The sequence below is a fragment of the Nonomuraea sp. NPDC050783 genome (assembly GCF_040802095.1).
Taxonomy (GTDB): Bacteria; Actinomycetota; Actinomycetes; order Streptosporangiales; family Streptosporangiaceae; genus Nonomuraea.
This window is the reverse complement of record NZ_JBFAHK010000003.1, coordinates 434,497-459,975: the sequence shown is the minus strand read 5'-3', so window position 1 is coordinate 459,975 and position 25,479 is coordinate 434,497. Positions and strand designations below refer to the sequence as shown.

General features: G+C 74.2%; 24 protein-coding genes, 1 pseudogene and 1 riboswitch. Of the genes and pseudogenes, 16 read left to right on the top strand and 9 right to left on the bottom strand.

Going from position 1 to position 25,479, the window contains the following annotated elements; all coding sequences use genetic code 11:
* The first annotated feature begins 21 nt into the window (after positions 1–21).
* Entirely contained in the window at positions 22–1,047 is a 1,026-nt protein-coding gene (locus AB0H75_RS10240) for a 6-phosphofructokinase (protein WP_367793557.1), read from the top strand.
* A gap of 216 nt (positions 1,048–1,263) precedes the next feature.
* Here the strand turns inward: AB0H75_RS10240 and AB0H75_RS10235 are convergent, their stop codons facing one another.
* Entirely contained in the window at positions 1,264–2,139 is an 876-nt protein-coding gene (locus tag AB0H75_RS10235) for an MHYT domain-containing protein (RefSeq protein WP_367793554.1), read from the bottom strand.
* A gap of 217 nt (positions 2,140–2,356) precedes the next feature.
* Here AB0H75_RS10235 and thiI point away from each other — a divergent pair, with 217 nt between their 5' ends.
* Positions 2,357–3,556, top strand: a complete 1,200-nt coding sequence (gene thiI / locus AB0H75_RS10230) for a tRNA uracil 4-sulfurtransferase ThiI (RefSeq protein WP_367793551.1) — start codon at positions 2,357–2,359, stop codon at positions 3,554–3,556.
* Positions 3,557–3,756: 200 nt separating this feature from the next.
* Here thiI and AB0H75_RS10225 read toward each other — a convergent pair.
* Positions 3,757–3,969: pseudogene (locus AB0H75_RS10225) on the bottom strand (sigma factor); the annotation flags it as partial.
* Positions 3,970–4,224: 255 nt separating this feature from the next.
* Positions 4,225–5,256, bottom strand: a complete 1,032-nt coding sequence (aroF, locus tag AB0H75_RS10220; RefSeq protein WP_367793548.1) for a 3-deoxy-7-phosphoheptulonate synthase — start codon at positions 5,254–5,256, stop codon at positions 4,225–4,227.
* A gap of 236 nt (positions 5,257–5,492) precedes the next feature.
* Here aroF and AB0H75_RS10215 point away from each other — a divergent pair, with 236 nt between their 5' ends.
* From AB0H75_RS10215 to AB0H75_RS10205, 3 genes are all read left to right on the top strand, one after another.
* The gene (locus tag AB0H75_RS10215) at positions 5,493–6,089 is read left to right on the top strand and encodes a molybdopterin-dependent oxidoreductase (RefSeq protein WP_367793546.1); all 597 of its coding nucleotides are present in this window, start codon (positions 5,493–5,495) and stop codon (positions 6,087–6,089) included.
* Between the two features lie 54 nt (positions 6,090–6,143).
* Complete coding sequence (locus tag AB0H75_RS10210) at positions 6,144–7,301, top strand: sensor histidine kinase (protein WP_367793543.1); 1,158 nt, start codon at positions 6,144–6,146, stop codon at positions 7,299–7,301.
* 65 nt (positions 7,302–7,366) lie between these two features.
* Positions 7,367–8,107: a LytR/AlgR family response regulator transcription factor gene (locus tag AB0H75_RS10205; RefSeq protein ID WP_367793540.1), complete on the top strand. Its 741-nt coding sequence runs from the start codon at positions 7,367–7,369 to the stop codon at positions 8,105–8,107.
* A gap of 634 nt (positions 8,108–8,741) precedes the next feature.
* On the opposite strand, the gene AB0H75_RS10200 is transcribed toward AB0H75_RS10205, so the two are convergent.
* Complete coding sequence (locus AB0H75_RS10200; protein ID WP_367793538.1) at positions 8,742–9,584, bottom strand: deoxyribonuclease IV; 843 nt, start codon at positions 9,582–9,584, stop codon at positions 8,742–8,744.
* A gap of 164 nt (positions 9,585–9,748) precedes the next feature.
* Here AB0H75_RS10200 and uraD point away from each other — a divergent pair, with 164 nt between their 5' ends.
* Genes uraD through AB0H75_RS10165 form a run of 7 tightly spaced genes read left to right on the top strand, consistent with a single transcriptional unit; the run spans position 9,749 to position 14,489 of the window.
* The gene (uraD, locus tag AB0H75_RS10195) at positions 9,749–10,351 is read left to right on the top strand and encodes a 2-oxo-4-hydroxy-4-carboxy-5-ureidoimidazoline decarboxylase (RefSeq protein WP_367793535.1); all 603 of its coding nucleotides are present in this window, start codon (positions 9,749–9,751) and stop codon (positions 10,349–10,351) included.
* Positions 10,348–10,653, top strand: a complete 306-nt coding sequence (gene uraH, locus AB0H75_RS10190; RefSeq protein WP_367793532.1) for a hydroxyisourate hydrolase — start codon at positions 10,348–10,350, stop codon at positions 10,651–10,653. The genes uraD and uraH overlap by 4 nt, the downstream gene beginning before the upstream one ends.
* The gene (pucL, locus tag AB0H75_RS10185; protein WP_367793529.1) at positions 10,653–11,513 is read left to right on the top strand and encodes a factor-independent urate hydroxylase; all 861 of its coding nucleotides are present in this window, start codon (positions 10,653–10,655) and stop codon (positions 11,511–11,513) included. The genes uraH and pucL overlap by 1 nt, the downstream gene beginning before the upstream one ends.
* A 5-nt stretch (positions 11,514–11,518) precedes the next feature.
* Positions 11,519–12,382, top strand: a complete 864-nt coding sequence (locus AB0H75_RS10180; protein ID WP_367793526.1) for a xanthine dehydrogenase family protein subunit M — start codon at positions 11,519–11,521, stop codon at positions 12,380–12,382.
* Entirely contained in the window at positions 12,382–12,855 is a 474-nt protein-coding gene (locus AB0H75_RS10175; RefSeq protein WP_367793523.1) for a (2Fe-2S)-binding protein, read from the top strand. Before AB0H75_RS10180 ends, AB0H75_RS10175 begins: the two co-directional genes overlap by 1 nt.
* Positions 12,852–14,228 carry an 8-oxoguanine deaminase gene (locus AB0H75_RS10170; RefSeq protein WP_367793520.1) on the top strand — a complete coding sequence of 459 codons (1,377 nt, stop codon included), beginning with the start codon at positions 12,852–12,854 and terminating at the stop codon, positions 14,226–14,228. The genes AB0H75_RS10175 and AB0H75_RS10170 overlap by 4 nt, the downstream gene beginning before the upstream one ends.
* Positions 14,229–14,270: 42 nt before the next feature.
* Positions 14,271–14,489: an EF-hand domain-containing protein gene (locus AB0H75_RS10165; RefSeq protein WP_367793517.1), complete on the top strand. Its 219-nt coding sequence runs from the start codon at positions 14,271–14,273 to the stop codon at positions 14,487–14,489.
* A 15-nt stretch (positions 14,490–14,504) separates the two neighbouring features.
* Here the strand turns inward: AB0H75_RS10165 and AB0H75_RS10160 are convergent, their stop codons facing one another.
* The gene (locus tag AB0H75_RS10160; protein WP_367793514.1) at positions 14,505–15,668 is read right to left on the bottom strand and encodes a winged helix DNA-binding domain-containing protein; all 1,164 of its coding nucleotides are present in this window, start codon (positions 15,666–15,668) and stop codon (positions 14,505–14,507) included.
* 371 nt (positions 15,669–16,039) lie between these two features.
* Between AB0H75_RS10160 and AB0H75_RS10155 the strand changes: the two genes are divergently transcribed.
* The 3 genes from AB0H75_RS10155 to alc are packed head-to-tail and all read left to right on the top strand — an operon-like array spanning position 16,040 to position 19,452.
* Positions 16,040–17,176: a glycerate kinase gene (locus AB0H75_RS10155; RefSeq protein ID WP_367793511.1), complete on the top strand. Its 1,137-nt coding sequence runs from the start codon at positions 16,040–16,042 to the stop codon at positions 17,174–17,176.
* 2 nt (positions 17,177–17,178) lie between these two features.
* Positions 17,179–18,489, top strand: coding sequence for an allantoinase AllB (gene allB / locus AB0H75_RS10150; RefSeq protein ID WP_367793508.1), 1,311 nt, complete (start codon positions 17,179–17,181; stop codon positions 18,487–18,489).
* Positions 18,490–19,452, top strand: a complete 963-nt coding sequence (alc, locus tag AB0H75_RS10145; protein ID WP_367793505.1) for an allantoicase — start codon at positions 18,490–18,492, stop codon at positions 19,450–19,452.
* Positions 19,453–19,494: 42 nt separating this feature from the next.
* Here the strand turns inward: alc and AB0H75_RS10140 are convergent, their stop codons facing one another.
* The 4 genes from AB0H75_RS10140 to AB0H75_RS10125 all read right to left on the bottom strand — a co-directional run bounded on the left by AB0H75_RS10140 (position 19,495) and on the right by AB0H75_RS10125 (position 24,102).
* A complete protein-coding gene (locus AB0H75_RS10140) occupies positions 19,495–21,585 on the bottom strand; it encodes a PASTA domain-containing protein (protein ID WP_367793502.1) in 2,091 nt (696 codons plus the stop codon).
* 207 nt (positions 21,586–21,792) lie between these two features.
* The gene (locus AB0H75_RS10135; RefSeq protein WP_367793499.1) at positions 21,793–22,548 is read right to left on the bottom strand and encodes a thiazole synthase; all 756 of its coding nucleotides are present in this window, start codon (positions 22,546–22,548) and stop codon (positions 21,793–21,795) included.
* Positions 22,541–22,741 (bottom strand): sulfur carrier protein ThiS, encoded by a 201-nt coding sequence (gene thiS, locus AB0H75_RS10130; RefSeq protein WP_367793496.1) that lies wholly within the window; start codon positions 22,739–22,741, stop codon positions 22,541–22,543. The genes AB0H75_RS10135 and thiS overlap by 8 nt, the downstream gene beginning before the upstream one ends.
* A complete protein-coding gene (locus tag AB0H75_RS10125; protein ID WP_367793493.1) occupies positions 22,738–24,102 on the bottom strand; it encodes an FAD-dependent oxidoreductase in 1,365 nt (454 codons plus the stop codon). Before AB0H75_RS10125 ends, thiS begins: the two co-directional genes overlap by 4 nt.
* 2 nt (positions 24,103–24,104) lie before the next feature.
* A riboswitch (TPP riboswitch) is annotated at positions 24,105–24,220 on the bottom strand.
* Positions 24,221–24,303: 83 nt separating this feature from the next.
* Between AB0H75_RS10125 and AB0H75_RS10120 the strand changes: the two genes are divergently transcribed.
* Positions 24,304–25,467, top strand: a complete 1,164-nt coding sequence (locus AB0H75_RS10120) for an NAD(P)/FAD-dependent oxidoreductase (RefSeq protein WP_367793490.1) — start codon at positions 24,304–24,306, stop codon at positions 25,465–25,467.
* Positions 25,468–25,479 lie beyond the last annotated feature (12 nt).

The window sequence follows — 25,479 nt, the reverse complement described above, 5'->3', positions numbered from 1 at the left end:
CCCCAACGGGAGGAACCCGCCATGCGTATCGGAGTGCTCACAGGGGGCGGCGACTGCCCCGGGCTCAACGCCGTCATCAGGGCAGTGGTGCGTAAGGGGGTGAGCGTTTACGGTCATGAGTTCGTGGGCTTCCGCGACGGCTGGCGCGGACCCTTGGAGGGCGACACCCAGCCGCTCGACATCCAGGCCGTACGCGGCATCCTCCCGCGTGGCGGCACCATCCTGGGCTCCTCCCGTACCAACCCGCTGAAGATCGAGGGCGGCGTCGACCGCATCAAGGAGAATCTGGCCGCCGGCGGCGTGGACGCGCTGATCGCCATCGGCGGCGAGGACACCCTCGGTGTGGCCAGGCAGCTCTACGACCGCCAGGTCAACGTCGTGGGCGTGCCCAAGACGATCGACAACGACCTGTCCGGCACCGACTACACCTTCGGCTTCGACACCGCCGTCAACATCGCCACCGAGGCCATCGACCGCCTCCACACCACCGCCGAGTCCCACCACCGGGCGCTCATCTGCGAGGTCATGGGCCGCCACGCCGGCTGGATCGCGCTGCACGCGGGCATGGCGGGCGGGGCCAACGTCATCCTCATCCCCGAGAAGCCGTTCGACATCGAGCGGGTCTGCGAGTACGTCGAGTCCCGCTTCCGCACCCGCTACTCGCCGATCATCGTGGTCGCCGAGGGCGCCCACCCGATCGAGGGGCAGATGGAGCTGCAGGCGAGCGAGCTGGACGCGTTCGGGCACGTCCGGCTCGGCGGCATCGGCGAGACGCTGGCCAAGGAGATCGAGAAGCGCACCGGCAAGGAGGCCCGCACGACGGTGCTCGGCCACATCCAGCGCGGCGGCACGCCCACGGCCTACGACCGGGTGCTGGCCACCCGGTTCGGCCTCCAGGCCATCGACGCCGTCCACGACGGCGACTACGGCAAGATGGTCGCGCTGCGCGGCACCGACATCGTCCGGGTCGGCCTGGACGAGGCGACGGCCGAGCTGAAGACCGTGCCGGTGGAGCGGTACGCCGAGGCCGAGGTGTTCTTCGGCTAGTTGCAAGTGCCCTGCAAGCAGCGGTCGTACCTTTGAGCCAGCGGGGTTTCCGCTACAACCCGCTCAAGGGTACGGCCTGCGCCGCGGAGAGTCGGCGGCCCACCACGTGTCGCAGGCCGTACCCCCGCCATATCGGGGGCGAGACGTCACCTCCGGGGCGTGCCGGGCACAGTTCGGCCTTTCCGGCACGCCCCTCGCCCGTGCCCGGCGGTCCCGCTACCTGTCGCGCGTCCAGGTCGGCTGCGGATGGGCACGCCTGGACGGCGCCGGCACCGCGGACCCGGGGTAGGCGAGGTGCCGCTCCTGCTGCGCGGCGCGCCGGCGCAGCTCCAGCCTGGCCACCAGCTCGGCGTCCTCGTGCAGCTCCTCCTCCGACGGTGACAGGATCACCATGAGCAGCATGGTCAGCGTGATCAGGCTGATCACGGTCATGAGCGGGACGAGGAAGTCGAGGGCGTCGGCGCCGGCCACCGCGCCGGCCTCGGCGTCCACGGTGACGTGCATGGCGGCCATGCCGGTGTAGTGCATGCCGGACACCGCGACGCCCATGACGAGGGCGGCGCCGGTGATCCAGACGGGCTTCTTGACCCGCAGGGTGAACCAGAGCGCGGCCGTCGCGGCGACCACGGCGATGGCCACCGAGCCGGCCACGGTCAGGCGGTCGTAGGAGACGTGGGCGGACATGTTCATGGCGTACATGCCCAGGTAGTGCATGGAGGCCACGCCCAGGCCGGTGAGCAGGCCGCCGCCGAGCAGGGCGGGCAGGCGGCCGCGGCCGTAGGAGACGAGGAACAGGCCGGTGCCGACGACCACGATCGCCACGATCGCCGAGGCCGCGGTGAGCGGCACGTCGTAGCGGATCTGCGTGCCCTTGACGTCGAAGCCCATCATCGCGATGAAGTGCATCACCCAGATGCCGGTGCCGCCGATGGACACGGCCGCGCCGAGCAGCCAGCGCGCCCGCGCGGCGCCGCGCGAGGCGTGGGCCTGGGCGGTGAGCCGCAGCCCGAGCATCGACCCGAGGCAGGACATCACGTAGGCGAGCAGCGGCGTGAGGGGTCCGTGGGTGAAGTGGTTCACAGCAGATGTCATGGGGCGAAATTCCTTGAGTTAGGGGTGCACGGATTCTGCCATCCGGGCCGTCCCTTTCGCACGGATATTTCGACTATCTGTCAAAGCGCGTGTCGGAAACATGAGAAGGGCTCATGCCGTTGGACGGGTGGGTGCCCGCCCGGCTCGGACTAAACTCGATGGGGCTCGGCGTTGCCAACAAGGCGTGCCGTATCCCCACTTCCCCGGAGGTTCCACCATGACGATGTCCGCCCTGGGCGAGCCGTGCGTTCTGCTCAAGCTGGGCGAGATCGTCCTCAAGGGCAAGAACCGCGAGCTGTTCGAGCGCCGCCTGATCGCCAACATCCGCCACGCGCTGGAGACCGGCGTCGACCTCAAGGTCGACGTACGCAAGCGGCACGGCGTGATCGCGATCTTCCTGCCCGAGGGCACGACCGCCGAGCAGGCCGAGACCGTGGCGCAGCGCGTCGCCGACGTGCCCGGGCTGGTCTGGATCCACCGGGCCTGGCGGGTCGCCAAGGATCCGGAAGCCGTGCTCAAGGCCGGCCTGGAGCTGGTCGGCGAGAGCGAGGAGGCCAAGCGCGGCGCCCGCTTCGCGGTCCGCTCGCGCCGCCGCGACAAGCGCTTCCCGCTGCGCTCCAACGAGCTCGACCGGCTGGTCGGCGGGGCCATCAACGACGAGTACGGCCTCCCGGTCGACCTCAAGCACCCCGAGCTGACCGTCCACATCGAGGTGGACCGCGACGAGGTCTTCGTCTTCACCGGCGGCATCCCCGGCCAGGGCGGCCTGCCGGTCGGCAGCAGCGGCCGGGCGCTGGCCCTCATGTCGGGCGGCATCGACTCCCCGGTGGCCGCCTACCGGATGATGCGGCGCGGCCTGCACGTCGACTTCCTGCACTTCTCCGGCATCCCGTTCACCACCTCGGAGTCGATCTACAAGGCGTACGCGCTGGTGCGCAAGCTCGACCGGTTCCAGGGGCACTCGCGGCTGTGGGTGGTGCCGTTCGGCAAGGCGCAGCAGTCGATCCGCACCTCCGGCCAGGACCGCCTGGCGGTCATCGCGCAGCGGCGGCTCATGCTCAAGACCGCCGAGGAGGTCGCCCACCGCATCAAGGCCGCCGCGCTGGTCACCGGCGACGCGCTCGGGCAGGTCTCCTCGCAGACCCTGACCAACATCACCGCCCAGGACAACGCGGTCGACCTGCCGATCCTGCGCCCCCTCGTCGGCTGGGACAAGACCGAGATCATGGCCGAGGCGCGGCGCATCGGCACCCTGGAGATCTCCGAGCTGCCCGACGAGGACTGCTGCTCGCTGCTGGCCCCCAAGCGCGCCGAGACCCGCGCCAAGATCGAGGACCTCAAGCAGATCGAGCGGCGGCTGGACGCCGAGGAGCTGTGCGTGCAGCTCGCCGACTCCATCCAGGAGTACACCCTCTGAGAGGGCGTCGCGCGGGTTGGCGTCCCTTCGTCGTCCGCGGTTGGGATGGGCGTGCCGGTCGGAGGCTCACCGCCTCGCCGCCCTGCCCGTAGTGGTGATACTCGAACATGGTGGGGTGCTCGGCCGGCCCGGTGCCACCTCCGCTCGACGTCGGCGCTGTCGGGCAGCTCACCCGTGGCCACCTCGCCACGCCGGCGCCGCCGCCATAAGGAGGCGGGGGTGTTGGTCAGGATGCGGTAGACGTACGGGTCGGGGTCGGCACCCACCCGGCGCCATGCCGGCCAGGTCTTGGCCGGCGCCGTCTGCAGCAGATCTTCGGCGGTGGCCCAGTCGCGGCACAGGAGGTACGCCATCCTGAGCAGCCGGGTCGAGCGCTGCTCGACGTCATGCTCGAAGTCGGCTCGATCCCGCACCGAAGGTCCTTACTGTCCGGTGACGGTCACCTCGGATGGAGTGCGGTGTCGCCGCAGGTCGCCGGTTTCTGACGCGCGGGGACGGCCGCGTGGCCGGGCGCAAGGCCCACACCCGCGACCACGAACCGCGCGAGAGCGTGAACGCCCCCTGAGGTGAGGACCGCGGGGCACGACCGGCGGGCGGGTGGCGGCGGCCGGTCGTGCCCGAGTGCTCGTGGCGTGCGGTCATGTCAGGTCACGTGCGCGGGGGCGGGATCAGCGCGCGAGCGCGGCCGCGGCCGACTTGCCCAGCAGCGCCGGCAGGTCGGTCATGATCTGGGCCAGCTCGCCCAGGTCGGTGTCCACCAGCGCCTGCGGGCCGTCGCAGAGCGCCTGCTCGGGCTGCGGGTGCACGTCGATGATCACGCCGTCCGCGCCGACCGCCACGGCCGCCCTGGTCAGCGGCAGCACCAGGTCGCGCCGGCCGCCCGAGTGCGACGGGTCCACGATCACCGGCAGGTGCGACAGCCGTTGGGCCACCGGCACCGCCGAGACGTCGAGCGTGTTGCGGGTCGCCTTCTCGAAGGTCCTGATGCCGCGCTCGCACAGCACGATGTCCAGGTTGCCGCGCTGGGCGACGTACTCGGCGGCCATCAGCCACTCCTCGATGGTGGCGCTCATGCCGCGCTTGAGCATCACCGGCCGGCCGGCCGACCCGACGGCCTGCAGCAGCGCGAAGTTCTGCATGTTGCGGGTGCCGACCTGCAGCATGTCCGCGTACGAGGCCACCAGCTCCACGTCGTGGGCGTCCACCACCTCGGTCACGATCGGCAGGCCCGTCTCCTCGCGTACGTCCGCCAGGATGCGCAGGCCCGCCTCGCCCAGCCCCTGGAAGGCGTACGGCGAGGTGCGCGGCTTGAACGCCCCGCCGCGCAGCAGGGTCGCCCCGGCCGCCTGCGCCATCCTGGCCGCGTCGAGGGTCTGCCGGTGCGTCTCCACCGCGCACGGCCCCGCGATCAGCGTCACGGTGCCGGGGCCGATCGGCACGCCGCCCACGTGGACCGTGGAGCGTTCCGGATGGTTCTCCCGGCTCACCAGCTTGTACGGCGTGGAGATGCGCATGACGTCGCGTACCCCGCCCATGCCGCGCAGGCCCGCCTCGTCGAGCTGGGCCACGTCGCCGACCAGGCCGACGATCGTGCGCCGCACGCCCTTGCTGACGAACGCCTCCACCCCCGCCGCCTGCGCGACGGCCACGATCGCGTCGAGATCGCCGGACGTGGCCTCGGGCCCCATCACGATCACCATCTGAAGTTCTCCTCCCGGAAAAAACAGAAGGCCCCGGGTCCTCACGGACCCGGGGCCTTCGTTCGCCTGTCTGCTAGCGCAGCGTCAGATGGCGAACGGACTCGGGTCCGTCGCCATACCAAAACAGGAACGCGGTGCGCATAGGGCGTAATGGTAGCGCATGAGACCCGGGCGCGAGCCGCCCCCGCGGCGATGGCAGGATGTCCCAAGACACGAGTCAGGGGAGGGGAGTGATCGTGGAGGAGTCGCGCCTGCCTCCAGGCCAGTACGTCCCGCGCGGCCGACCCGTGATCCACTACGGCAGGGTCCCGCGGTTCGACCCGGAGACCTGGGACTTCCGGGTGTCCGGCGCCACCGCCTCGGGCGAGGAGCACCGCTTCACCTGGGCCGAGTTCGAGGCCCTGCCCCGCACCACGCGCCTGGCCGACTTCCACTGCGTCACCAAGTTCTCCCTCATGGGCAACGAGTGGCGCGGCGTCGCCCCGGCGACCCTCCTGGCGGCCGCCCCGCCCGACCCCGGCGTCCGGCACGTCATGATCTGGGCCGAGTACGGCTACAGCGCCAACCTCCGCATGTCCGACTTCACGGCCCCCGACACGCTGTTCGCCCTGGAACTGGACGAGAAGCCGCTCAGCGCCGAGCGCGGCCACCCGGTCCGCATCGTGGTGCCCCACCTGTACGCCTGGAAGAGCGTCAAGTGGGTGCGCGCCGTCGAATACCTCCTGGAGGACCGCCGCGGCTTCTGGGAGGAGCGCGGCTACCACAACATCGCCGACCCCTGGCGCGAGCAGCGCTACTCCTACCAGGAAGAACCCGGGGAAGGGCCACCCTGACTTCACCGCGCGTTATGCCGCGGGCACGGCCGGTCGTCAACTAGCGTTTCCCGCATGCTGACCACCGCGTGCGTGGCGCTGTGCTGCCTGGCCACGGTCCTCGGTTTCGCCGCCGGCCGCCGCTCCTTCCCGGGGCCGCGCCGCGCTGCCGGGCGGCCGCGGCCCCGGCGCGCGGACGAGGCGACCTACGCCGCCCTGCACCTGGCCGCGATGGCCGCCCCCGCCCTGCGTGCCGGGCTCGACCGCGACTCCGCCCGCAAGGCCGTCCGCCACCTGCGCGCCCTGCTCGGCACGCACGCCGTCGCCATCACCTCCACCGAGGCGGCGCTCGCCTGGGACGGGCCGTGCACCGACGACGTGCTCACCTACGCCCGCGCCGCGCTGGCCGCCGGGCAGGCGCAGGTGTTCGCGGGCGAGCCGCACGGGGCCGTCGCGGTGCCGCTCACCGTGGACGGCACGGTCGTGGGCGCGCTGGCGGCCTTCGACGACGAGCTGAGCGCCGGGCTCGTGCGCACCGTCACCGAGGTCGCCGGCTGGGTGTCGGGCCAGCTCGAACTGGCCGAGCTGGACGCCTCGCGGCGGCGGGCGCTGGAGGCCGAGATGCGCGCGCTGCGCGCCCAGATCTCCCCGCACTTCGTCTACAACGCGCTGACCACGATCGCCTCGTTCGTGCGTACCGACCCCCAGCGCGCCCGCGAGCTGCTGCTCGACTTCGCCGACTTCTCCCGGTACGCGCTGCGCCGCGCCCACGACTTCACCACCCTGGCCGACGAGCTGACCTGCGTCGACCGCTACCTGCTGCTGGAGCGCGCCCGCTTCGGCGACAAGCTGCGCTTCAGCATGCAGGTGGCCCCGGAGGTGCTGCCGGTGCCGGTGCCGTTCCTGTGCCTGCAACCCCTGGTGGAGAACGCGATCAAGCACGGCATGCGCGGCCGTCGCGGCGGCGGCGAGGTGCGGGTGGTGGTGCGCGACGCCGGCCCCGAGGCGCACATCACGGTCGAGGACGACGGCGCCGGCATGGACCCCGAGCGCGCCCGCCGCGTGCTGGACGAGAACCCGGCCCGCGAGGGCAACGGCATCGGCCTGGCCAACGTGGACCTGCGGATGCGCCAGATCTACGGCGACTCCTACGGCCTGGTCGTGGAGACGGCGCTCGGCATCGGGACCAAGGTGCGGCTGCGGGTGCCCAAGACCCAGCTCGGCTCGCTGTAGTCATTTACTTACGCGCTGTTGGCGTGTCGCTTGTGACCGCTGCTCGCATGCGGCAGCGTGTCAGCATGCTGAGAGTGCTGGCCGTGGACGACGAGGTGCCCGCTCTGGAGGAGCTGGCCTACCTGCTGCGCCAGGACGAGCGGATCGAGCACGTCTCCACCGCCGCCGACGGCGTCACCGCGTTGCAGGACATGGTCCAGATGATCGGCGCCGGCGAGCGGCTCGACGGGGTGTTCCTCGACATCCGCATGCCGGGGCTGGACGGGCTCGACCTGGCCCGGCTGGTCGGCGGTTTCCCCAGTCCGCCCCGGCTGGTCTTCGTCACGGCCCACGAGGAGTGCGCGGTGCAGGCGTTCGAGCTGGAGGCGGTCGACTACCTGCTCAAGCCGGTGCGGGCCGAGCGGCTGTCGGAGGCCGTGCGCCGGCTGGAGGCCGCCTCCGCGCCGCCCGCCGAGCCCGGCCAGGACGACGTGATCCCGGTCGAGCTGGGCGGGCGCACCCGGTTCGTGCCGCAGCAGGCCGTCCGCTACGCCGAGGCCAAGGGCGACTACGTGCGGCTGCACACCGTCGACGGCAGCTACCTCGTGCGCATGTCCCTGGCCGCGCTGGAGCGGCGCTGGTCGGAGGCGGGGTTCCTGCGCATCCACCGCAGCACGCTGGTGTCGGCGCGGCACGTCAGCGAGCTGCGGTTCGAGGGCGGGCGGGTCACGCTCACCGTCGGCTCCGAGACGCTCCGGGTCAGCAGGCGGCACAGCAGGCAGGTCCGCGAACAGCTCGTCCGCCAGCACCGGGGGCTGATCTCCTGACCTCGTGACACCCCGGCCGGACGGGGGCCGCCGCGTCGTCCGGGGGCGTGCGGGTGGGCGTGAAAGGGGGTGCGCCCGCTTCCCTCCGGCGCCGGGCGCGGCGCCGCCGCTCTCGCCACGGCGGCGGTGATTTCCCAGGTCACGCCCCCTGGAGGGGCGCGGACGGTCCGGACGGCGGCGCGGGCGCGGACGGTGGGGGTGTCGCGCAAGCCCCCTGGCCTGCCGCTCGTCGCTGACAGGCGACCGCTCGTCGCATGCCTACTCTCCGTATGGCGCTGACTACACACCGTTCAACGCGCTGGGTCTGAACAGGGTTTCCCCAGCAAGATCGCAACCGTAGTGTCGTGGCATCGGGAAGCCGCTCCGGCGCATCGGGGGGGACGAGCCGGGGGGCTCACCGCAGGTCTGATGCGCCGGGAACACCGGTGGCCATCGCAGGTCACCGCGGCGGTCGGGCCCTTGACCGGGGGGTGGGGCCCGCCACGCCGGCTCGTGTGGGGGCGCCCGCCGTGGCCGGTTCGCCGGCCCCGCGATCCGGCCACGGGGGCGGCCGGATCGCGCGTGCGGGCGTCCCCGTCACGGTGCGCGGCCGGGGGCCGGGGGCCCGATCAGGCCCGGGGCCGCGAGGGCCCGATCAGAGGGTGTCGCGTAGTTTCTTCAGCAGCGCGATGTCCTCGGCGTGCTGAGCCACCTTGCCCGGCGTCTCGATGCAGATGGGCACGCCCGCCGCCGCCGGATGCCGCATGATCTCGGCGAACGGCTCCGCGCCGATGTGCCCCGCGCCGATGTTCTCGTGCCGGTCCTTCTTGGACCCGCACACGTCCTTGGAGTCGTTGGCGTGCACCAGCTTGAGCCGGCCGGGCGCGAGGCGGTGCAGCTCGTCGAGCATCTCGGCCACCCCGCCCTCGGCCGCCAGGTCGTGGCCCGCGGCGAAGGCGTGGCAGGTGTCGAGGCAGACGCCGGCACGCGGGTGCCACTCCAGCGCCGCCAGATAGGGCTCCAGGTCCTGGACGGTGGCGCACAACATCGCGCCCTGCCCGGCCATCGGCTCCAGCAGCAGGTCGGGGCCGTCGTCCGGGATCTCCTCCAGCAGCGGCAGCAGGCTCTCGTGGAGCTGGCGCATGGCGTCGTCGCGGTGCTGCGTCACCGCCGAGCCGGTGTGCACCACGACGCCCTTGGCGGCGATCTGCACGCCGCGCCGCAGCGCGTGGCGGACCACGGCGATCGAGCTGGCCAGCGTCTCGGGGCTCGGCGAGCCGAAGTTGACGAGGTAGGGCACGTGGATGAAGGTCTCGACCCCCGACTCGGCCAGCTTGGCGTCCTGGTCGGGCTTGCCGTCGTTCAGCGCCCAGCCGCGCGGGTTGGTGACGAAGACCTGGATCATCTCGGCGCCGATCTCGGCCATGCTCTTGAGGCCGCCCGTCGCCAGGCCGCCCGTCACGGACACGTGTCCGCCGATCAGGGATGTCGCGCTCATGATGGCCCAAGTGTAGGCGCCCGGCACGATGATCAGGCCGCGCGAGCGGCCCGGCGGGGCGCGGCCCGGTTGGAGCATGACACGAAAACAGGGGCGGCGCGGGGGCGGGAGTTGGGAGTTCTCGCGGATGGACCGGGCACGAAGGGCCTGTGTGTACTTCTGACATGTCCGAGACGCGCACCGTGCCCGCCGACGGGCCGCCTGACGGGCCGCCCGACGGGCCGCCTGACGGGTCGCCTGACGGGCCGCCCGCTGGGCCCGGCGGGCCCGCCGCGCTCGCCGCGTTCAACGCCCGCCCGCCCGGCGAGGCCGAGCAGGCGCTGCTCGCCTGCTGCGCCGCCACGGCCTTCGCCGCGCGGGTGGCCGCGCGGCGGCCGTACGGGAACCTCGCTGGGCTGCTGGCCGAGGCCGAGGCGGCGGTCGCCGGCCTCGCCTGGCCGGACGTGCTGGAGGCGCTGGCCGCCCACCCCAGGATCGGGGAGCGGCCCGGCGGCGCCGGCCGGGAGGCGGCCTGGTCGCGGCAGGAGCAGTCCGGCGTCGAGGACGGCCTGCGAGCGGCCCTGGCCGAGGGCAACCGGGCGTACGAGGCCCGGTTCGGGCATGTGTACCTGGTCTGCGCCACCGGCCTCGGCGGCGCCGAGCTGCTGGCCCGGCTGCGCGAGCGGCTGGGCAACGACGAGGAGCGCGAGCGGGCGGTCGTCCGCGGCGAGCTGGCCGCGATCGCCCGGCTGCGGCTGGTGAAGCTGCTGGGAGGGGAGGAGACGTGAGCTTCTCGACGCACGTGCTCGACGCGGTGGCCGGACGGCCCGCCGCCGGCGTGCGGGTGCGGCTGGAGGACGACGCAGGGCGCGTCCTGGCCGAGGGCCGCACCGACGACGACGGCCGGATCAAGGGATGGGACACCGCCGGGGCCGGGGTCCGCCGCGTCGTCTTCGACACCGGCGCCTACCTCGCCGAGACCTTCTACCCCGAGGTCGTCATCGCCTTCACCGTCACCGACCCCGCCGGGCACCACCACGTGCCGCTGCTGCTCAGCCCGTACGCCTACTCCACCTATCGAGGGAGCTAATGACCGTCAAGCTCGGCCCCAACCGCTACGGCAAGGCGGAGGTCAGGCTCGTCCGCGTCGTCAGGGACGGGCCCGTCCACCACCTCAAGGACCTGTGCGTCAGCACCGCGCTCTCCGGCGACATGGAGGCCGTCCACCTGACCGGCGACAACGCCGCCGTGCTGCCGACCGACAGCCAGAAGAACACCGTCTACGCCTTCGCCAAGAAGCACGGCGTCGGCCAGATCGAGGAGTTCGCGCTGCTGCTGGCCCGGCACTTCGTCGCCACGCAGCCGGCGGTCCACCACGCGCGGGTGGAGATCGAGGAGTACGCCTGGCGCCGCGGCGGGCCGCACTCGTTCGTACGCGACGGCGGCGAGGTGCGCGTCTGCGTCGTCCACCACGACCGCGACGGGCGTGACACGGTGGTGTCCGGGCTCAAGGACCTGGTGGTGCTCAACTCGACCGGCTCGGAGTTCCACGGGTTCGCCGTGGACGAGTACACGACGCTGCCGCCTACCACCGACCGCGTCCTGGCCACCGCCGTCACCGCCCGCTGGCGGCACGCGGGGCCGGGCGCCGACCACGGCGAGTCGTACGAGCAGGCCCGCCACCACCTGCTGGAGGCGTTCGCGGGCACCCACAGCCGCTCGCTCCAGCAGACCTTGTACGCCATGGGCGAGCGCGTCCTGGCCAACCGGCCCGAGATCTGCGAGGTCCGGCTGGCCATGCCCAACAAGCACCACTTCCTCGTGGACCTGTCGCCGTTCGGGCTGGACAACGACAACGAGGTCTACCACGCGGCCGACCGCCCCTACGGCCTCATCGAGGGCGGCGTGCTGCGCGAGGACGCGCCCGACGCCGGATTCGCCTGGGAGTGACGACGATGGACTTCCTGCGGCCCACGACGTGGGCGGAGGCGCTGGCCGCCAAGGCGGACCAGCCGGAGGCGGTGCCCCTCCAGGGCGGCACCGACGTGATGGTGGAGATCAACTTCGACGTGCGCAGGCCGCCGGCGCTGCTCGACCTCACGCGGGTGGCCGAGCTGCGCGAGTGGACGGTGACCGGCGGCAGGTGCCGGATCGGGGCCGGGGTGCCGTACCGCGTGGTCGTCGAGGAGCTGGGCGGCGTGCTGCCGGGGCTGGCCCAGGCGGCCAGGACGGTCGGCTCGCCGCAGATCCGCAACCGCGGCACGGTCGGCGGCAACCTCGGCGCGGCCTCGCCCGCCGGCGACAGCCACCCGCCGCTGCTGGCCGGCGAGGCGGTGATCGAGGTGGAGTCGCGGGAGCGCGGCGTGCGGATGATCCCGGCCGCCGAGTTCTACCTCGGCGTCAAGCGCAGCGCGCTGCGGCCCGACGAGCTGACCAGGGCCGTGCACGCCGAGGCCGCGGCGGGGCCCCAGTACTTCTCCAAGGTCGGCACCCGCAACGCCATGGTGATCGCGGTGTGCTCGTTCGCGATCGCGCTCGACCCGGTGCGGCGGCGGGTGGGCACCGGGATCGGCTCGGCCGCCCCCACCCCGCGCCGCGCCGAGGAGGCCGAGGACCTGCTGGCCCGCGAGCTCGACTGGGACGCCCGCACGCTGGACCCGTCGCTGCTGAAGTGGTTCGGGCGGCTGTGCGCGGAGGCCGCCGCGCCCATCGACGACGTACGCGGCACCGCCGCCTACCGCCTGCACGCCATCGACGTCATGGCCCGGCGCACGCTGACCTGGGCCTGGAACGACCACATCGGAAGGAGGGCGGCCTGATGCGCGTCACCTTCACCGTCAACGGCCGCGAGGAGAGCGCGGAGGGGGTGTGGGAGGGCGAGAGCCTGCTGTACGTGCTGCGCGAGCGCCTCGGCCTGCCCGGCTCCAAGAACGCCTGCGAGCAGGGCGAGTGCGGCTCGTGCACCGTCTACCTGGACGGCGAGCCGGTCTGCTCCTGCCTGGTCGCCGCCGGGCAGGCCGAGGGCCGGCAGGTGCGCACCGTGGAGGGCCTGGCCGAAGGGGGCGGGCTCGACCCGGTGCAGGAGGCGTTCGTGGAGTGCGGGGCCGTGCAGTGCGGCTTCTGCACGCCCGGGCTGCTCGTGCAGGCGCACGCCCTGCTGGAGCGGGTCGCCGAGCCGTCCGACGCGGAGATCCGCGAAGCCCTCGCGGGCAACCTGTGCCGGTGCACCGGCTACGAGAAGATCCTCGACGCGGTGCGCCTGGCGGCCGCGCGGAAGGCGGCCGCCGGATGAGCCTGATCATCGAGAACGTCCACCTCGCGCCGGTCTCCGGGCCCGAGATCCCCTCGGGCTGGCTCAGGGTCGAGGGCGACCGCATCGCCGGGCTGGGCGCCGGCCCCGCCCCGGACGCGCCCGGCGCCGAGCGCCTCGACGGCACCGGCTGCCTGCTGACCCCCGGGCTGGTCAACACCCACCACCACCTCTACCAGTGGGCGTCCCAGGGCCTGGCGCAGGACGCGACGCTGTTCGAGTGGCTGGTGGCGCTCTACCGGGTGTGGGCCGCGATGGACGCCGAGATCGTCAGGGGCGCGGCGGCGGCCGGGCTCGGCTGGCTGGCGCTGTCGGGCTGCACCACCTCCAGCGACCACCACTATCTGTTCCCCAAGGGGAGGGGCGACCTGTTCGCGGCCGGGATCGAGGCGGCCCGCGAGGTCGGCCTGCGCTTCCACCCGGCCCGCGGCTCGATGGACCGGGGCGAGTCGCGCGGCGGGCTGCCGCCGGACGAGGTGGTGGAGGACCTGGAGGAGATCCTGGGCGCCACCGCCGAGGCCGTGGACGCCTACCACGACCCGTCGCCGTCGTCGATGCTGCGCGTGGCGGTCGCGCCGTGCTCGCCGTTCTCCGCCAGCGGCGCGCTGATGACCGAGTCCGCCGCGCTGGCCAGGGACAGGGGCGTGCGGCTGCACACGCACCTGGCCGAGACCCTCGACGAGGACGAGCACTGCCTGGCGCAGTTCGGCGTGCGCCCGGTGGACTACCTGGAGAAGCTGAGCTGGCTCGGGCCGGACGTGTGGCTCGCGCACGCGGTGCACCTGAGCGACGCCGACCTCGGCAAGCTCGCCCTCGCCGGCACCGGCGTCGCCCACTGCCCCTCCTCCAACGGGCGGCTCGGCGCCGGGATCGCCCGCGTCTCGGAGATGCTGCGGCGCGGGGTGAACGTCGGGCTCGGCGTGGACGGCGCCGCCTCCTCCGAGCTGACGCCGCTGGCCGGCGAGATGCGGCAGGCGCTGCTGTTCCAGCGTGCCCGCTACGGGCCCACGGCGCTCACCGCCCGGCAGGCCCTGGAGCTGGCGACCCTCGGCGGGGCACGCAACCTCGGGCGGCAGGACGAACTGGGCTCGCTGGAGCCGGGCAAGCTCGCCGACCTCGCCCTGTGGCGGGTGGACGGGCCGTACGCGGCGGCCGTCGCCGACCCGGTCTGCGCGCTGGTCTTCGGCCCGGCGCTGCCGCTGGCCCGCCTGCTGGTGGGCGGGCGGACGGTGGTGGACGGCGGCGAGCTGAGGACCGCTCCGCAGGACGCGCTCGGGCGGGCGGGCGCCGACGCGGCCCGCCGGCTGCTCCGGCTGGCCGAGGAGCGCGGCGTGGCCGTCGAGCCTGACCATTAAGGTGTGGATGTCCGGAAAAGCGCATCCCCGAAAGGCGGCCCCGTGACCGCGGAACTCCCCCAGGAGCGGCTGGCGCAGCTCAAGAGCACCTTCACCGCGATCGACACCGACGGTGACGGCTACATCAGCGAGACCGAGCTGAAGACCCACTTCCCCGACCTGCCCGCCGAGGCGCTCGGCGCGATGAGCCAGAGCGCCGACTCCGACCAGGACGGCCGCTACTCCCTGGAGGAGTTCATCAGGACGGTCTCGGCCTCCTGACCGGCCTCCCGCTCCTCAGGGGGACGACAGCTCGCGCTCCAGCGGGGTGCGGAAGCGCGGCGTCACCCTGACCCCGCCGAGCCAGGCGGCCAGCCCGGCCGCCTCGGCCTCGACGGCCGCCCGGCCCTGCGCGCCCACGTCGTCCAGCAGCCGCCAGACGATCTCGCCGTCCGGCCGCTGCGCCCAGCCGCCCACCACCCGGCCGTTCCACCAGACGGTCGGCCCCACGTTGCCGTTGCGGTCGAACAGCCCGGCCCGGTGCTCGGGCGGCAGGTACCAGTCGCGGGACTGCCAGCCCATCGGGGTCGGGTCGAGAGCCGGCAGCAGCGCCGCCCACGGCTCGGGCTCGGGCACCTCCTCCAGGTCGTCCGGCAGCACCAGGCCCGGGCCCTCGTCCAGCTCCACCTCCACCGCGCCCACCGCGGACACGGCCCTGCGCACCTCGGACAGCGTCCAGCCGGTCCACCACTTCAGGTCCGCCTCCGTGCCGGGGCCGAACGCCGCCAGCCACCGGCGCGCCAGCTCCGCCTGCGCCTCGGGCACCGCCATCGCGGGCAGCTCGGGGGCCGCGCCCCACAGGTGTTTCCCGCTCACCCACGTGCCGCCCGCGCGGCGGCCGCGTACCAGCAGGCCGTCCATCGCCATCAGCGGCAGCAGCCGCGAGCCCAGGCTGACCAGCGCCTCGTACGGCTTGCCCGCCGCCACCTTGACCTGCTCGCGCAGCTCCGGCACCAGCGCGCCCAGCTCCTCGGCGGACGCCTCGCCCGCCCGCGCCAGCGCCCGCAGTACCGCCGCCTCGGCCGCCGCGATCCTGGTCTCGTCCCAGCCGCCCTCGCCGAACGTCCTCATCAGCGAGCGCCGCTCCCGGCGCGCGACCGGCGCCATCGTGGACCAGTGGACCATCGGCACCAGCTCCGCCGGGACCACGAACACCGTCCGCCGCATCCCGGTCATCCGCACCAGCGTGCGATCGTCGTACAGCGCCCGCTCCACCGGCCCGGGACCGGGCGCCGCCAGCCGCGCGCCCGCCGACAGGAACACGGTCGGCGGATCGGTGCCGTGCAGCGCCACCACGGACGCCGCCGCCTCCTCCGGAGTGGCCGCCTTGACCGCCAGCCGGTGCCGCACGCCCAGCCGGGCCCGCCGCTGCCGCCCCGAAATATGACCAGAACTCCGCACAGATGCTCCCTTCCCGGAGGGAGCGTAGTTGACGGGCGGGCGTCCACAGGCGGCCGGTGCTGGGGACGGCAGCCGGACATGCGCGCACCGTCCCTCGCCCGGCGGGGAAGTGGTGGGGCGGGGGTCGTCGTGGTCTGTCTGGTCATGGGCATGGGGCGCACATACGCTGAGGGCATGTCACGTCCCGGACGTCCCTGGGTCCCCGCGGACCCGTGCCCCGGACCGGCGTAGATGTACCGGCGTGATTCCCCGTAACACCCCAATGTCAGGATGATGAGTCACGCCCTCCCGCCCGCTCGCACCGGGCAGGAAGGCGTGTCCGGCCATTGTTCACCATCGTGTGGGAGTTCGTAGTGGTTCAGCATGTTCTGGTGGCCCCTGACAAGTTCAAGGGCTCGCTGACGGCGGCGGAGGTGGCGGCGCGGGTGAGCGCCGGGCTCGGCGTGCCCGCCGTGGAGCTGCCGGTGGCCGACGGCGGCGACGGCACCGTGGACGCCGCCGTGGCCTGCGGGTTCGAGCGGGTCACCGCCGAGGTCGCCGGCCCGACCGGCGAGCGCGTCGCGGCCTCCTACGCCTGGCACCCCGGCGACGGCACGGCCGTGGTCGAGCTGGCCGAGGCGTCCGGGCTGCGCCGGCTGCCCGGCGGGCCGGAGCCGCTGACCGCCGGCAGCCACGGCACCGGCGAGCTGATCGCCCACGCGGTGCGGCGCGGGGCCAAGCGCGTGGTGCTGGGGCTGGGCGGCAGCGCCTGCACCGACGGGGGAGCGGGCATGGCGCAGGCGCTCGGCGCGCGGCTGCTGGACGCCGCCGGCGACGAGCTGCCCAGGGGCGGGGCCGCGCTGGCGGCGCTGGAGCGCATCGACATGTCCGGCTTCCTCGACCTGGCCGGGATCGAGGTCGTGGTGGCCAGCGACGTGGACAACCCGCTGCTCGGCCCGCACGGCGCCGCCGCCGTCTACGCCCCCCAGAAGGGCGCCGGCCCGGAGGACGTACGGACCCTGGAGGCAGGGCTGAGCCGCCTGGCCGCCGTGGCCACCCGCACCCACGGCCTGATGGGCGCGGTCGAGCACGACGACGTCGTCCGCGTCATGGGGGTGGCCGGAGCGCCCGGCGCAGGCGCGGCCGGCGGGGTCGGCTTCGCGGCGATGGCGTTCCTGCACGCCGAGATCCGCCCCGGCATCGACTACCTGCTCGGGCTGCTCGGCTTCGGCGCCCAGGTCGCCGGCGCGCGGCTGGTGATCACCGGCGAGGGCTCGCTGGACGAGCAGTCGCTGCGCGGCAAGGCCCCCGTCGGGGTCGCGCAGGCCGCGGCCAGGGCCGGCGTCCCCGTCGTCGCCGTGTGCGGGCGGCGCTCGCTCACCGACGCCGAGCTGAAGGCCGCCGGCATCGAGGCGGCCTACGCCCTCACCGACCTGGAGCCCGACCCGGCGCGCTGCATGGCCGAGGCCGGCCCCCTGCTGGAGCGCCTGGCCGCCAGGATCGCCGCCGACCACCTCGCGGAGGGATGACGATGACCCGGCTCGACCTCGTGGTCCGCTCCCGCCGGACCGTCACGCCCGAGGGGGAGCGGCCCGCCGCGGTGGCCGTGCGGGGGGAGCGGATCGAGGCCCTGCACCCCTACGACGCGCCGCTCGACGCCGCCGAGGACGTCGACCTGCGCGAGCTGGCGCTGCTGCCCGGCCTGGTGGACACGCACGTCCACGTCAACGAGCCCGGGCGGGAGCACTGGGAGGGCTTCGCCTCGGCCACCAGGGCGGCGGCCGCGGGCGGCGTCACGACCGTCGTCGACATGCCGCTCAACTCGCTGCCGCCCACCGTGAGCGTGACCGCGCTGGAGGCCAAGCTGGCCGCCGCGCGCGGGCGGTGCCACGTGGACGTCGCCTTCTGGGGCGGAGCCGTGCCGGGCAACCTCAAGGAGCTGGCCCCGCTGCACGAGCGCGGCGTGCGCGGCTTCAAGTGCTTCATGTCGCCGTCCGGGGTCGAGGAGTTCCCGCCGCTGGCGGGCGGCGAGCTGCGGCGGGCGCTGGAGGAGGTGGCCGGGCTGGGCGCGCTCATGGTGGTGCACGCCGAGGACCCGGCGCTGCTGCGGGAGCCGGCCGGGCCGACGTACCCGGAGTTCCTGGCCTCGCGGCCGGACGCGGCCGAGCACAGCGCCGTACGGCGGATCGTGGAGCTGGCGGAGCGGACCGGCGCGCGGGTGCACGTCCTGCACGTCTCCAGCGCCGGCTGCCTGGACGTGCTGGCCGACGCCCGGGCCCGCGGCCTGCCGGTCACGGCCGAGACCTGCCCCCACTACCTGACGCTGGCGGCCGAGCAGGTGCCCGAAGGGGACACCGCGTTCAAGTGCTGCCCGCCGATCCGCTCCCGCGCCAACCGGGACCTGCTGTGGGAAGGGCTGGCCGCGGGCGTGCTGAGCTGCGTGGTGTCGGACCACTCGCCGTCCACCGCCGACCTCAAGACCCCCGACTTCGCCGCGGCGTGGGGCGGGATCTCCTCGCTGCAGCTCGGCCTGCCCGCCGTGTGGACGGAGGCGGCGCGCCGGGGGCACCGGCTGGCCGACGTGGCGCGGTGGATGGCCGCCGCCCCCGCCGAGCTGGCCGGCCTGACCGGCAAGGGCGCGATCGCGCCGGGCAACGACGCCGACCTCGTCGCCTTCGACCCGGCCGCCGACCACCCCGTGGACGCCGCCCGCCTGCACCACAAGAACCCCGTCACCCCGTACCACGGGAGCGTGCTCAAGGGCGCGGTCCTGACCACCTGGCTGCGCGGCCGGCCCGTGGACGGCCTGCCGCACGGACGGCTGCTGCTGGAGGAGCGTTAGATGCCCGACTTCACCTGGCTGCCCGATCTGGCCCTGCGCACCCTCGGCGGCGCGGTCGTGGCCGCCAGCGACGAGTCCTTCGCCGAGAAGGAGAGCCTGCTCCGGCCCGGCCGGCCCGACTTCCTGGCCGGGACGTTCGGCTCCAAGGGGCAGGTGTACGACGGCTGGGAGACCCGGCGGCGGCGCGGGCCCGGCCACGACTGGGCGCTGGTGCGGCTCGGCGTGCCCGGCGTGATCCACGGGGTGGTGATCGACACCGCCTGGTTCAAGGGCAACTTCCCGCCGTACGCCGCCGTCGAGGCCACCGCCGTCGAGGGATACCCGTCGCCCGAGGAGCTGCTGGCGGCCCCGTGGACGCCGATCGTGCCCCGGACGGCGCTCGGCGGGGACGCCGAGCACCACTTCAAGGTCGCGGCCGGGGAACGTCACACGCACGTGCGGCTCAGCATCTTCCCCGACGGCGGCGTCGCCCGGCTGCGCGTGCACGGCGAGCCCCGCCCCGACCTGTCCTGGTACGACGGGCTCGGCCTCGACCTGGCCGCCCTGCACAACGGCGGCCTCGTCACCGCCTGCTCCGACGACTTCTACTCCGCCCCCGGCAACGTCATCGCCCCCGGCCTGGCCCGCCACCAGGCGGAGGGCTGGGAGACCGCGCGGCGGCGGGACGGCGGCAACGACTGGCTGGTCATCCGGCTGGCCGGGCGCGGCGTGATCCGCCTGGCCGAGATCGACACGACGAACCTGCTCTTCAACGCCCCCGCCGCGGTCTCGCTGACCGGCTTCGACGGCGAGCCCGGCGTGGCGGCCCCGGTGGAGCTGCTGCCCCGCACCCGCCTCCAGCCCGACACCGCGCACCGCTTCCGCCCGGACCCGGCCGCCGGCCCGGTCACCCACGTCCGGGTGGACATCCACCCGGACGGCGGCCTGGCCCGGGTACGCCTGCACGGCCACCTGGCCCCCTGATCGCCCCCCGCCCGGCGGCCGGTCACCGCCGGGCGGGACGGGTCACTGCCAGAGGTAGACGGTGCTGCCGGGCGGGCGCTCGCTGCTGGGCAGCGGACGCTGGAACTGCACCACGCCCCGGTTGCCCAGCCGGTTGACCCGCACCTTGAAGCCCAGCGCCTCCAGCTCGCGCCGGGCGTCGTTGACGTTCTTGCCGATCACCTGGGGCACCATGACGAACTGCTGGTCGTCGCGGGCCTCGTTGTCGCCGTGGCGGAACCAGTCCCAGAAGTCGGTCTGGCAGCGCGACACCGTCACCATGACCTGCGCGCCCTGGTCGACCTCGGACTTGGCCTTGGGCACCTGGGCGATGACCGTGCACGGCTCGGCGTCGTCGTCGACCTCCTGGACCTGCACGTTGAAGCCCTGCTGCCCGAGGTAGCCGGCGGCCTCGTCCTTCGGCATGCCGCCGACGTCGGGCATCACCAGGCCGGCGCTGACGAAGATGGAGATCCGCGCGCCCTCCTTGACCTTCTCGCCCACCTGCGGCGAGGTGCGGATCACCTTGTCGCGCTCGACCGCGGTGTTGGGCAGGCGCTTGACCGAGCCGACGGTGAGCCCCTCCTTGGCGATCGCGGCACGGGCGGCGTTGCTCGTCATCCCGGCCACGTCGGGCACGACCACGCGCTTGGGGCCGAGGGAGGGCGTCAGCGTGATCGTACTGCCCTCCTCGACCTCGGTTTCGGCGACCGGGTCGGTGGACAGGACGAGGCCCTCGGCGGTCTTCTCGTCGTACCGGCCCGGAGCCATCTTGATCTTGAAGCCGCTCTTGACGGCGCTCTGCTCGGCCAGCTCCACGCTCTGGCCCACCAGCTTCGGGACGCGGACGTAGTCGGGCTGGGCGAAGAACCAGCCGGTCAGCGCGACGGCGGCGACCATGATCACGGCCAGCCCCATCAGGAACCAGTTGGGACGGAACCCGCGCCGGCGCTCGGGCACCTCGGCGCGCGGCTGGATCAGCGTGTGCGAGGGCGCCGCCTGGGGCATCGAGGGGGAGGCGTGCACGGCCGTGCGGTCGTTCGGCTGGGACGGCGGCTGCGGCCGCACCGGCCCGGAACCCGTCATCGGCCCCGAACCCGTCATCGGCCCCGAACCGGTCATCGGCCCCGAACCCGTCATGGGGCCCGCCATCGATCCGGCCATCGACCCGGCCGTCGAGCCCGGCATCGGCAGCGGCGCCGGCATCGGGCCGGAGCCCTGCTGCGGCCCGTACGGCTGGGAGTGCGACAGCGGCGGGATCGTGGTGCGCGGCAGCATGCGGTGCGCGTCCACGGCCGCCACCAGCATGGCCGTGGCGTCCTTGGGCCGGTCGTGGGGCTCGCGCGCCGTCGCCTGCGCCACCAGCGTGTCGATCAGCGGCGGCACCTCGGGGACCAGCGACGACGGCGCGGGCACGGTGTCGTGGACGTGCCGGTAGGCGATCGACATGGGCGTCTCGCCGTCGTAGGGCTGCTGCCCGGTGACCAGCTCGAACAGCATGATGCCGGCCGCGTAGACGTCGCTGCGCACGTCGGCCGCGCCCGTGAGCACCTGCTCGGGCGCCATGTAGCCGATCGTGCCGATCATCACGCCGGTGCGGGTCTGGTTGGTCGCCTCGATGGCCTTGGCCAGGCCGAAGTCGACGACCTTGACCCGGCCGTCGTCGGTCATCAGGACGTTCTCGGGCTTGACGTCGCGGTGCACCATGCCGGCCTGGTGGGCCGCGCCGAGGGCGGCCAGCACCGGGATCAGGATCTCCAGCGCCTCGCGGGCGGGCAGCCGGCCGCGCTCGCGCAGGACGTCGCGGAGCGTGCGGCCGGGGACGTACTCCATCGACAGGTAGACGACGTCGTTGTCGGTGCCCTGGTCGAAGACGTGCACGACGTTGGGGTGGGAGAGACTGGCCACCGACTTCGCCTCGCCGATGAACCTCCTGACGAACGCGGGGTCCTCGGCGAGCGAGCGGTGCATGACCTTCAGCGCGACCGTCCGGTCGAGCCGGACGTCGAGCGCCAGGTAGACGGTCGCCATACCGCCCCGGGCGATCCGGCTCTCGATGCGATAGCGTCCATCGAGGAGCCGCCCGACCAGAGGGTCCGCAGTCGTCGTATCCACCCGGCTGAGTTTACGGGCGTTTTGGCACCGGCAGGGCCCGGCCGCCCGAAACCGATGCCGAGACGTGCTCGCCGCCACGCACCAGCGGCTCCGCCCGCCCGAGCGACCCCAGAGCCCCCAGAAGCCTCACGACAGCCCGGCCGCGACGGCCCGGCCGCGACGGCCCGGCCGCGACGGCCGGGCGGCGGCGCGGTCACGGCAGCGCGGTCACGGTGTCATGGGGGAGGACGCCTCGGCGTGGCGGCGGCGCGGGATGCGGCCCGCCTGGCGGGCCAGCCGCCCGGCCGTGACCGCCGCCTTCATGGCCGCGGCCATCAGGTCCGGCCGCTGCGCCCGGGTGACCGCGGTGGCCAGCAGCACCGCGTCGCAGCCCAGCTCCATCGCCAGCGCGGCGTCGCTGGCCGTGCCGATGCCCGCGTCGAGGATCACCGGCACCCCGGCGGCCTCCACGATCAGCTCGATGCTGTGCGGGTTGCGGATGCCGAGGCCCGACCCGATCGGCGCGCCCAGGGGCATCACGGCCGCGCAGCCGGCCTGCTCCAGCCGCCGGGCCAGCGCCGGGTCGTCGCCGATGTACGGCAGCACCACGAACCCGTCGGCCACCAGCCGCTCGGCCGCGTCGAACGTCTCGATCGGGTCCGGCAGCAGCGTCCGCTCGTCGGCGATGACCTCCAGCTTGACCCAGTTGGTGCCCAGCGCCTCGCGGGCCAGCCGGGCCGTCAGCACGGCATCGCCCGCGGTGAAGCAGCCGGCCGTGTTGGGCAGCACCTTGATGCCGCGCTCGCGCAGGACGTCCAGCACCGAGCCCCGCGCGTGCGGGTCGAGCCGCCGCATGGCGACCGTGGTCAGCTCGGTGCCGGAGGCCGCCAGCGCCTGGTCCAGCACCTCCAGGGAGGGGGCGCCGCCGGTGCCCATGATGAGCCGGGAGGAGAACTTCTCCCCGGCGATGATCAGATCATCCACCTTGCACCGCCGTCAGCACCTCCACGCGGTCGCTGTCGCGCAGCGCCGTGGTCTCCCAGGCGCCGCGCGTGACCACCTCGTCGTTCAGCGCCACGGCCACCCCGGTGGTCGCCGTGGTCAGGGTCCGCACGGCCTGCGCGACGGTCGTGCCGTCGGGGACCTCGTGCGCGGCCCCGTTGATCTGCACCTTCATGAGATCTCCCGAAATCTCGCCGGCGAGCACAGCGCCGCCAGCTCGCCCTCCTCGGCGCTCGTCTCCCCGGCGACCAGGGCCGCCGTGAGGGGCGCGAGCAGCACGCCTCCCCGGTGGTGGCCGGTGGCCAGGACGAGCCTCGCCGCGCCGTCCGGCCCAGTGAGTGAGCCAGTGAGTGAGCCAGTGAGCGGGCCGATGAGCGGCAGGTTGTCCGGCGTGCCGGGGCGCAGGCCCGCCACCACGTCGGCCAGCTCCAGCTCGGTCACGCCGGGCACCAGCTCCCTGGCGTCGCGCAGCAGCTCGTACAGGCCGCCGGCGGTCACCCGGGTGTCGAAGCCCAGCTCCTCCTGGGTCGCGCCGACCACCAGCTCGCCGTCGCCCCGGGGGACGAGGTAGACGGACGAGCCGTGGACGGTGCCGCGTACGCACCGGCTCAGCAGCGGCTGCGGCGAGCGCAGGCGCAGGATCTGCCCCTTGACCGGGCGCACCGGCACCCCGGCCAGCCCGGCGCTCCAGGCACCGGCCGCCAGCACCACCCGCCCGGCCCGCAGCTCGCCCGGCCCGCCCGCCGCGCCCCGGCCCGCCGCGCCTTGGCGCGCCGCGCCTTGGCGCGCCGCGCCTTGGCCCGTCACGCCTTGGCCCGTCACGCCTTGGTCTGCCGCGCCTTGGTCTGCCGCGTCCTGGCCCGCTGCGCCCCGGCCCGCCTCCAGGCGTACGCCGGTGACCACGCCGTTCTCCCGCAGCAGCTCGGTGGCGCGGGCGCGCACCAGCGGCACCCCCAGCCGCTCCAGCGCGGCCAGCAGCGCCGCCGTCACGCGGCGCGGATCCACCCAGGCGTCGCCCGAGGCCAGCAGCCCGCCGCGCACCGACGGCGCCAGCATCGGCTCCAGGCGGCGGCACTCGCGCCCGGTCAGCCGCTCGACCGGCAGCCCCAGCTTCTCCATGAACGCGGCCAGCTCGTCCAGCGCCGCGAGGTCGTCGGCGCCGAAGGCCACGTCGAGCGTGCCCTCCGCGCGCAGGTCCACGGTGTCGGCACCGGGCAGGCCCGCGTCGGCGGCCAGCTCGGCGGCGAAGGCCGGCCAGCGCCGCAGCGACGCCATGCCCAGCCGCAGCAGCGGCTCCTCGGTGTAGGTCACCTCGCTGACGGGCGCCAGCATCCCGGCCGCCGCGTGCGAGGCGCCTCCGGCGGGGTGCGGATCGACCACGGTGACCGGCCGCTCCGCCCGCGCCAGCCGCCACGCCACGGACAGCCCGACGATCCCGCCGCCGACGACCAGGACCGCGTCGGGGGGCACCTCCGCCGGCACGCCGGCGGGCACCTCCGCTGTGACATCCGCCGCGACATCCGCTGTGACATCCACCGGCACGTCCACTGGGCGCTCCCTTCGCCGGCATGATCCGGATCAGGTGTCTTGCGGTCGAAGGCCCGTCACAGCCTTCCTCTCAGCCCGGTGCGGCCGGACTCCCGCGCGTCTTACGCTCTCCAGCCTACGGCCTCGCCGCCATGCCCGGACACGCCCCCCTTGCACCCTCCGGCCCGGCCTCCGTCTATGGTCTTGCTCGTGGACCATGTCGTGGTGGTGGGAGCGGGCCTGGCGGGCGTGCGCACGGCCGAGGCGCTGCGCGCGCGGGGGTTCGGCGGCGAGATCACCCTGGTGGGGCGGGAGCGCCACCGCCCCTACGACCGCCCGCCGCTGACCAAGAGCGTGCTGCTCGGCGAGTCCGACACCACGTTCGTCGAGACGGACCTGGCCGCGCTGCGCGTCACGTTCCGCCCCGGCGTGTCCGCCGTCGCGCTGCGCTCAGGGGTCGTCGAGACCACCGAGGGCGAGCTGCGCCACGACGGCCTGGTCATCGCCACCGGGGCCGAGCCGGTCCGGTTGCCCGGCGACGGCCCGCAGTACGTCCTGCGCACCCTCGACGACGCCCACGAGCTGCGGGCCGCGCTCGTCCCCGGCGCCCGGGTCGCGATCATCGGGGCCGGCTGGATCGGCGCCGAGGTGGCCACCGCCGCCCGCCGCGCCGGCTGCGCGGTCACCGTGATCGAGGCCGGCCCCGCCCCGCTGGCCACCGCCGTCGGCGCGGAGATCGGCGCCCGCACCGAGCGCTGGTACGAGGGCATCGACCTGCGCCTGGAGACGATGGTCCACGCCGTCGAGGAGGGCGGCGTGGAGCTGGTCGGCGGCGAGTTCGTGGACGCGCACGTGGTCGTCGCCGGCATCGGCGTGCGCCCGGCCGTCGAGTGGCTGGCCGACGCCGACCTCGACCTGCACAACGGCGTCGTCGTGGACGAGCGCCTGCGTGCCTCCCTGCCCGGCACGGTCGCGGTCGGCGACTGCGCCGCCTGGTGGTCGCGCCGCTTCGGGACCAGGCTCCGGGTCGAGCACTGGGACACCGCGCTCAACGCCCCCGAGGTCGCCGCCGCGACCCTGCTCGGCGAGGACGCCGTCTACGACCCGGTGCCGTACTTCTGGTCGGAGCAGTTCGGGCACATGGTCCAGTACGCCGGCCACCACCCGGCGGGCGAGCGCCTGCTCTACCGCGGCGGCCCGGAGGGCAAGTGGTCGGCCGTCTGGCTGAAGGGCGACGGCACGATCGCCGCGGTGTTCGCCGTCGATCGCCCGCGGGATCTCGTCCAGGGCCGCCGGCTCATCGACGCGGGCTCCCGGCTGGACGCGGAACGCCTGGTAGATCCAGAAGTGCCCCTACGGGATTGTGTTGTTTGAGCAAGCACGCCA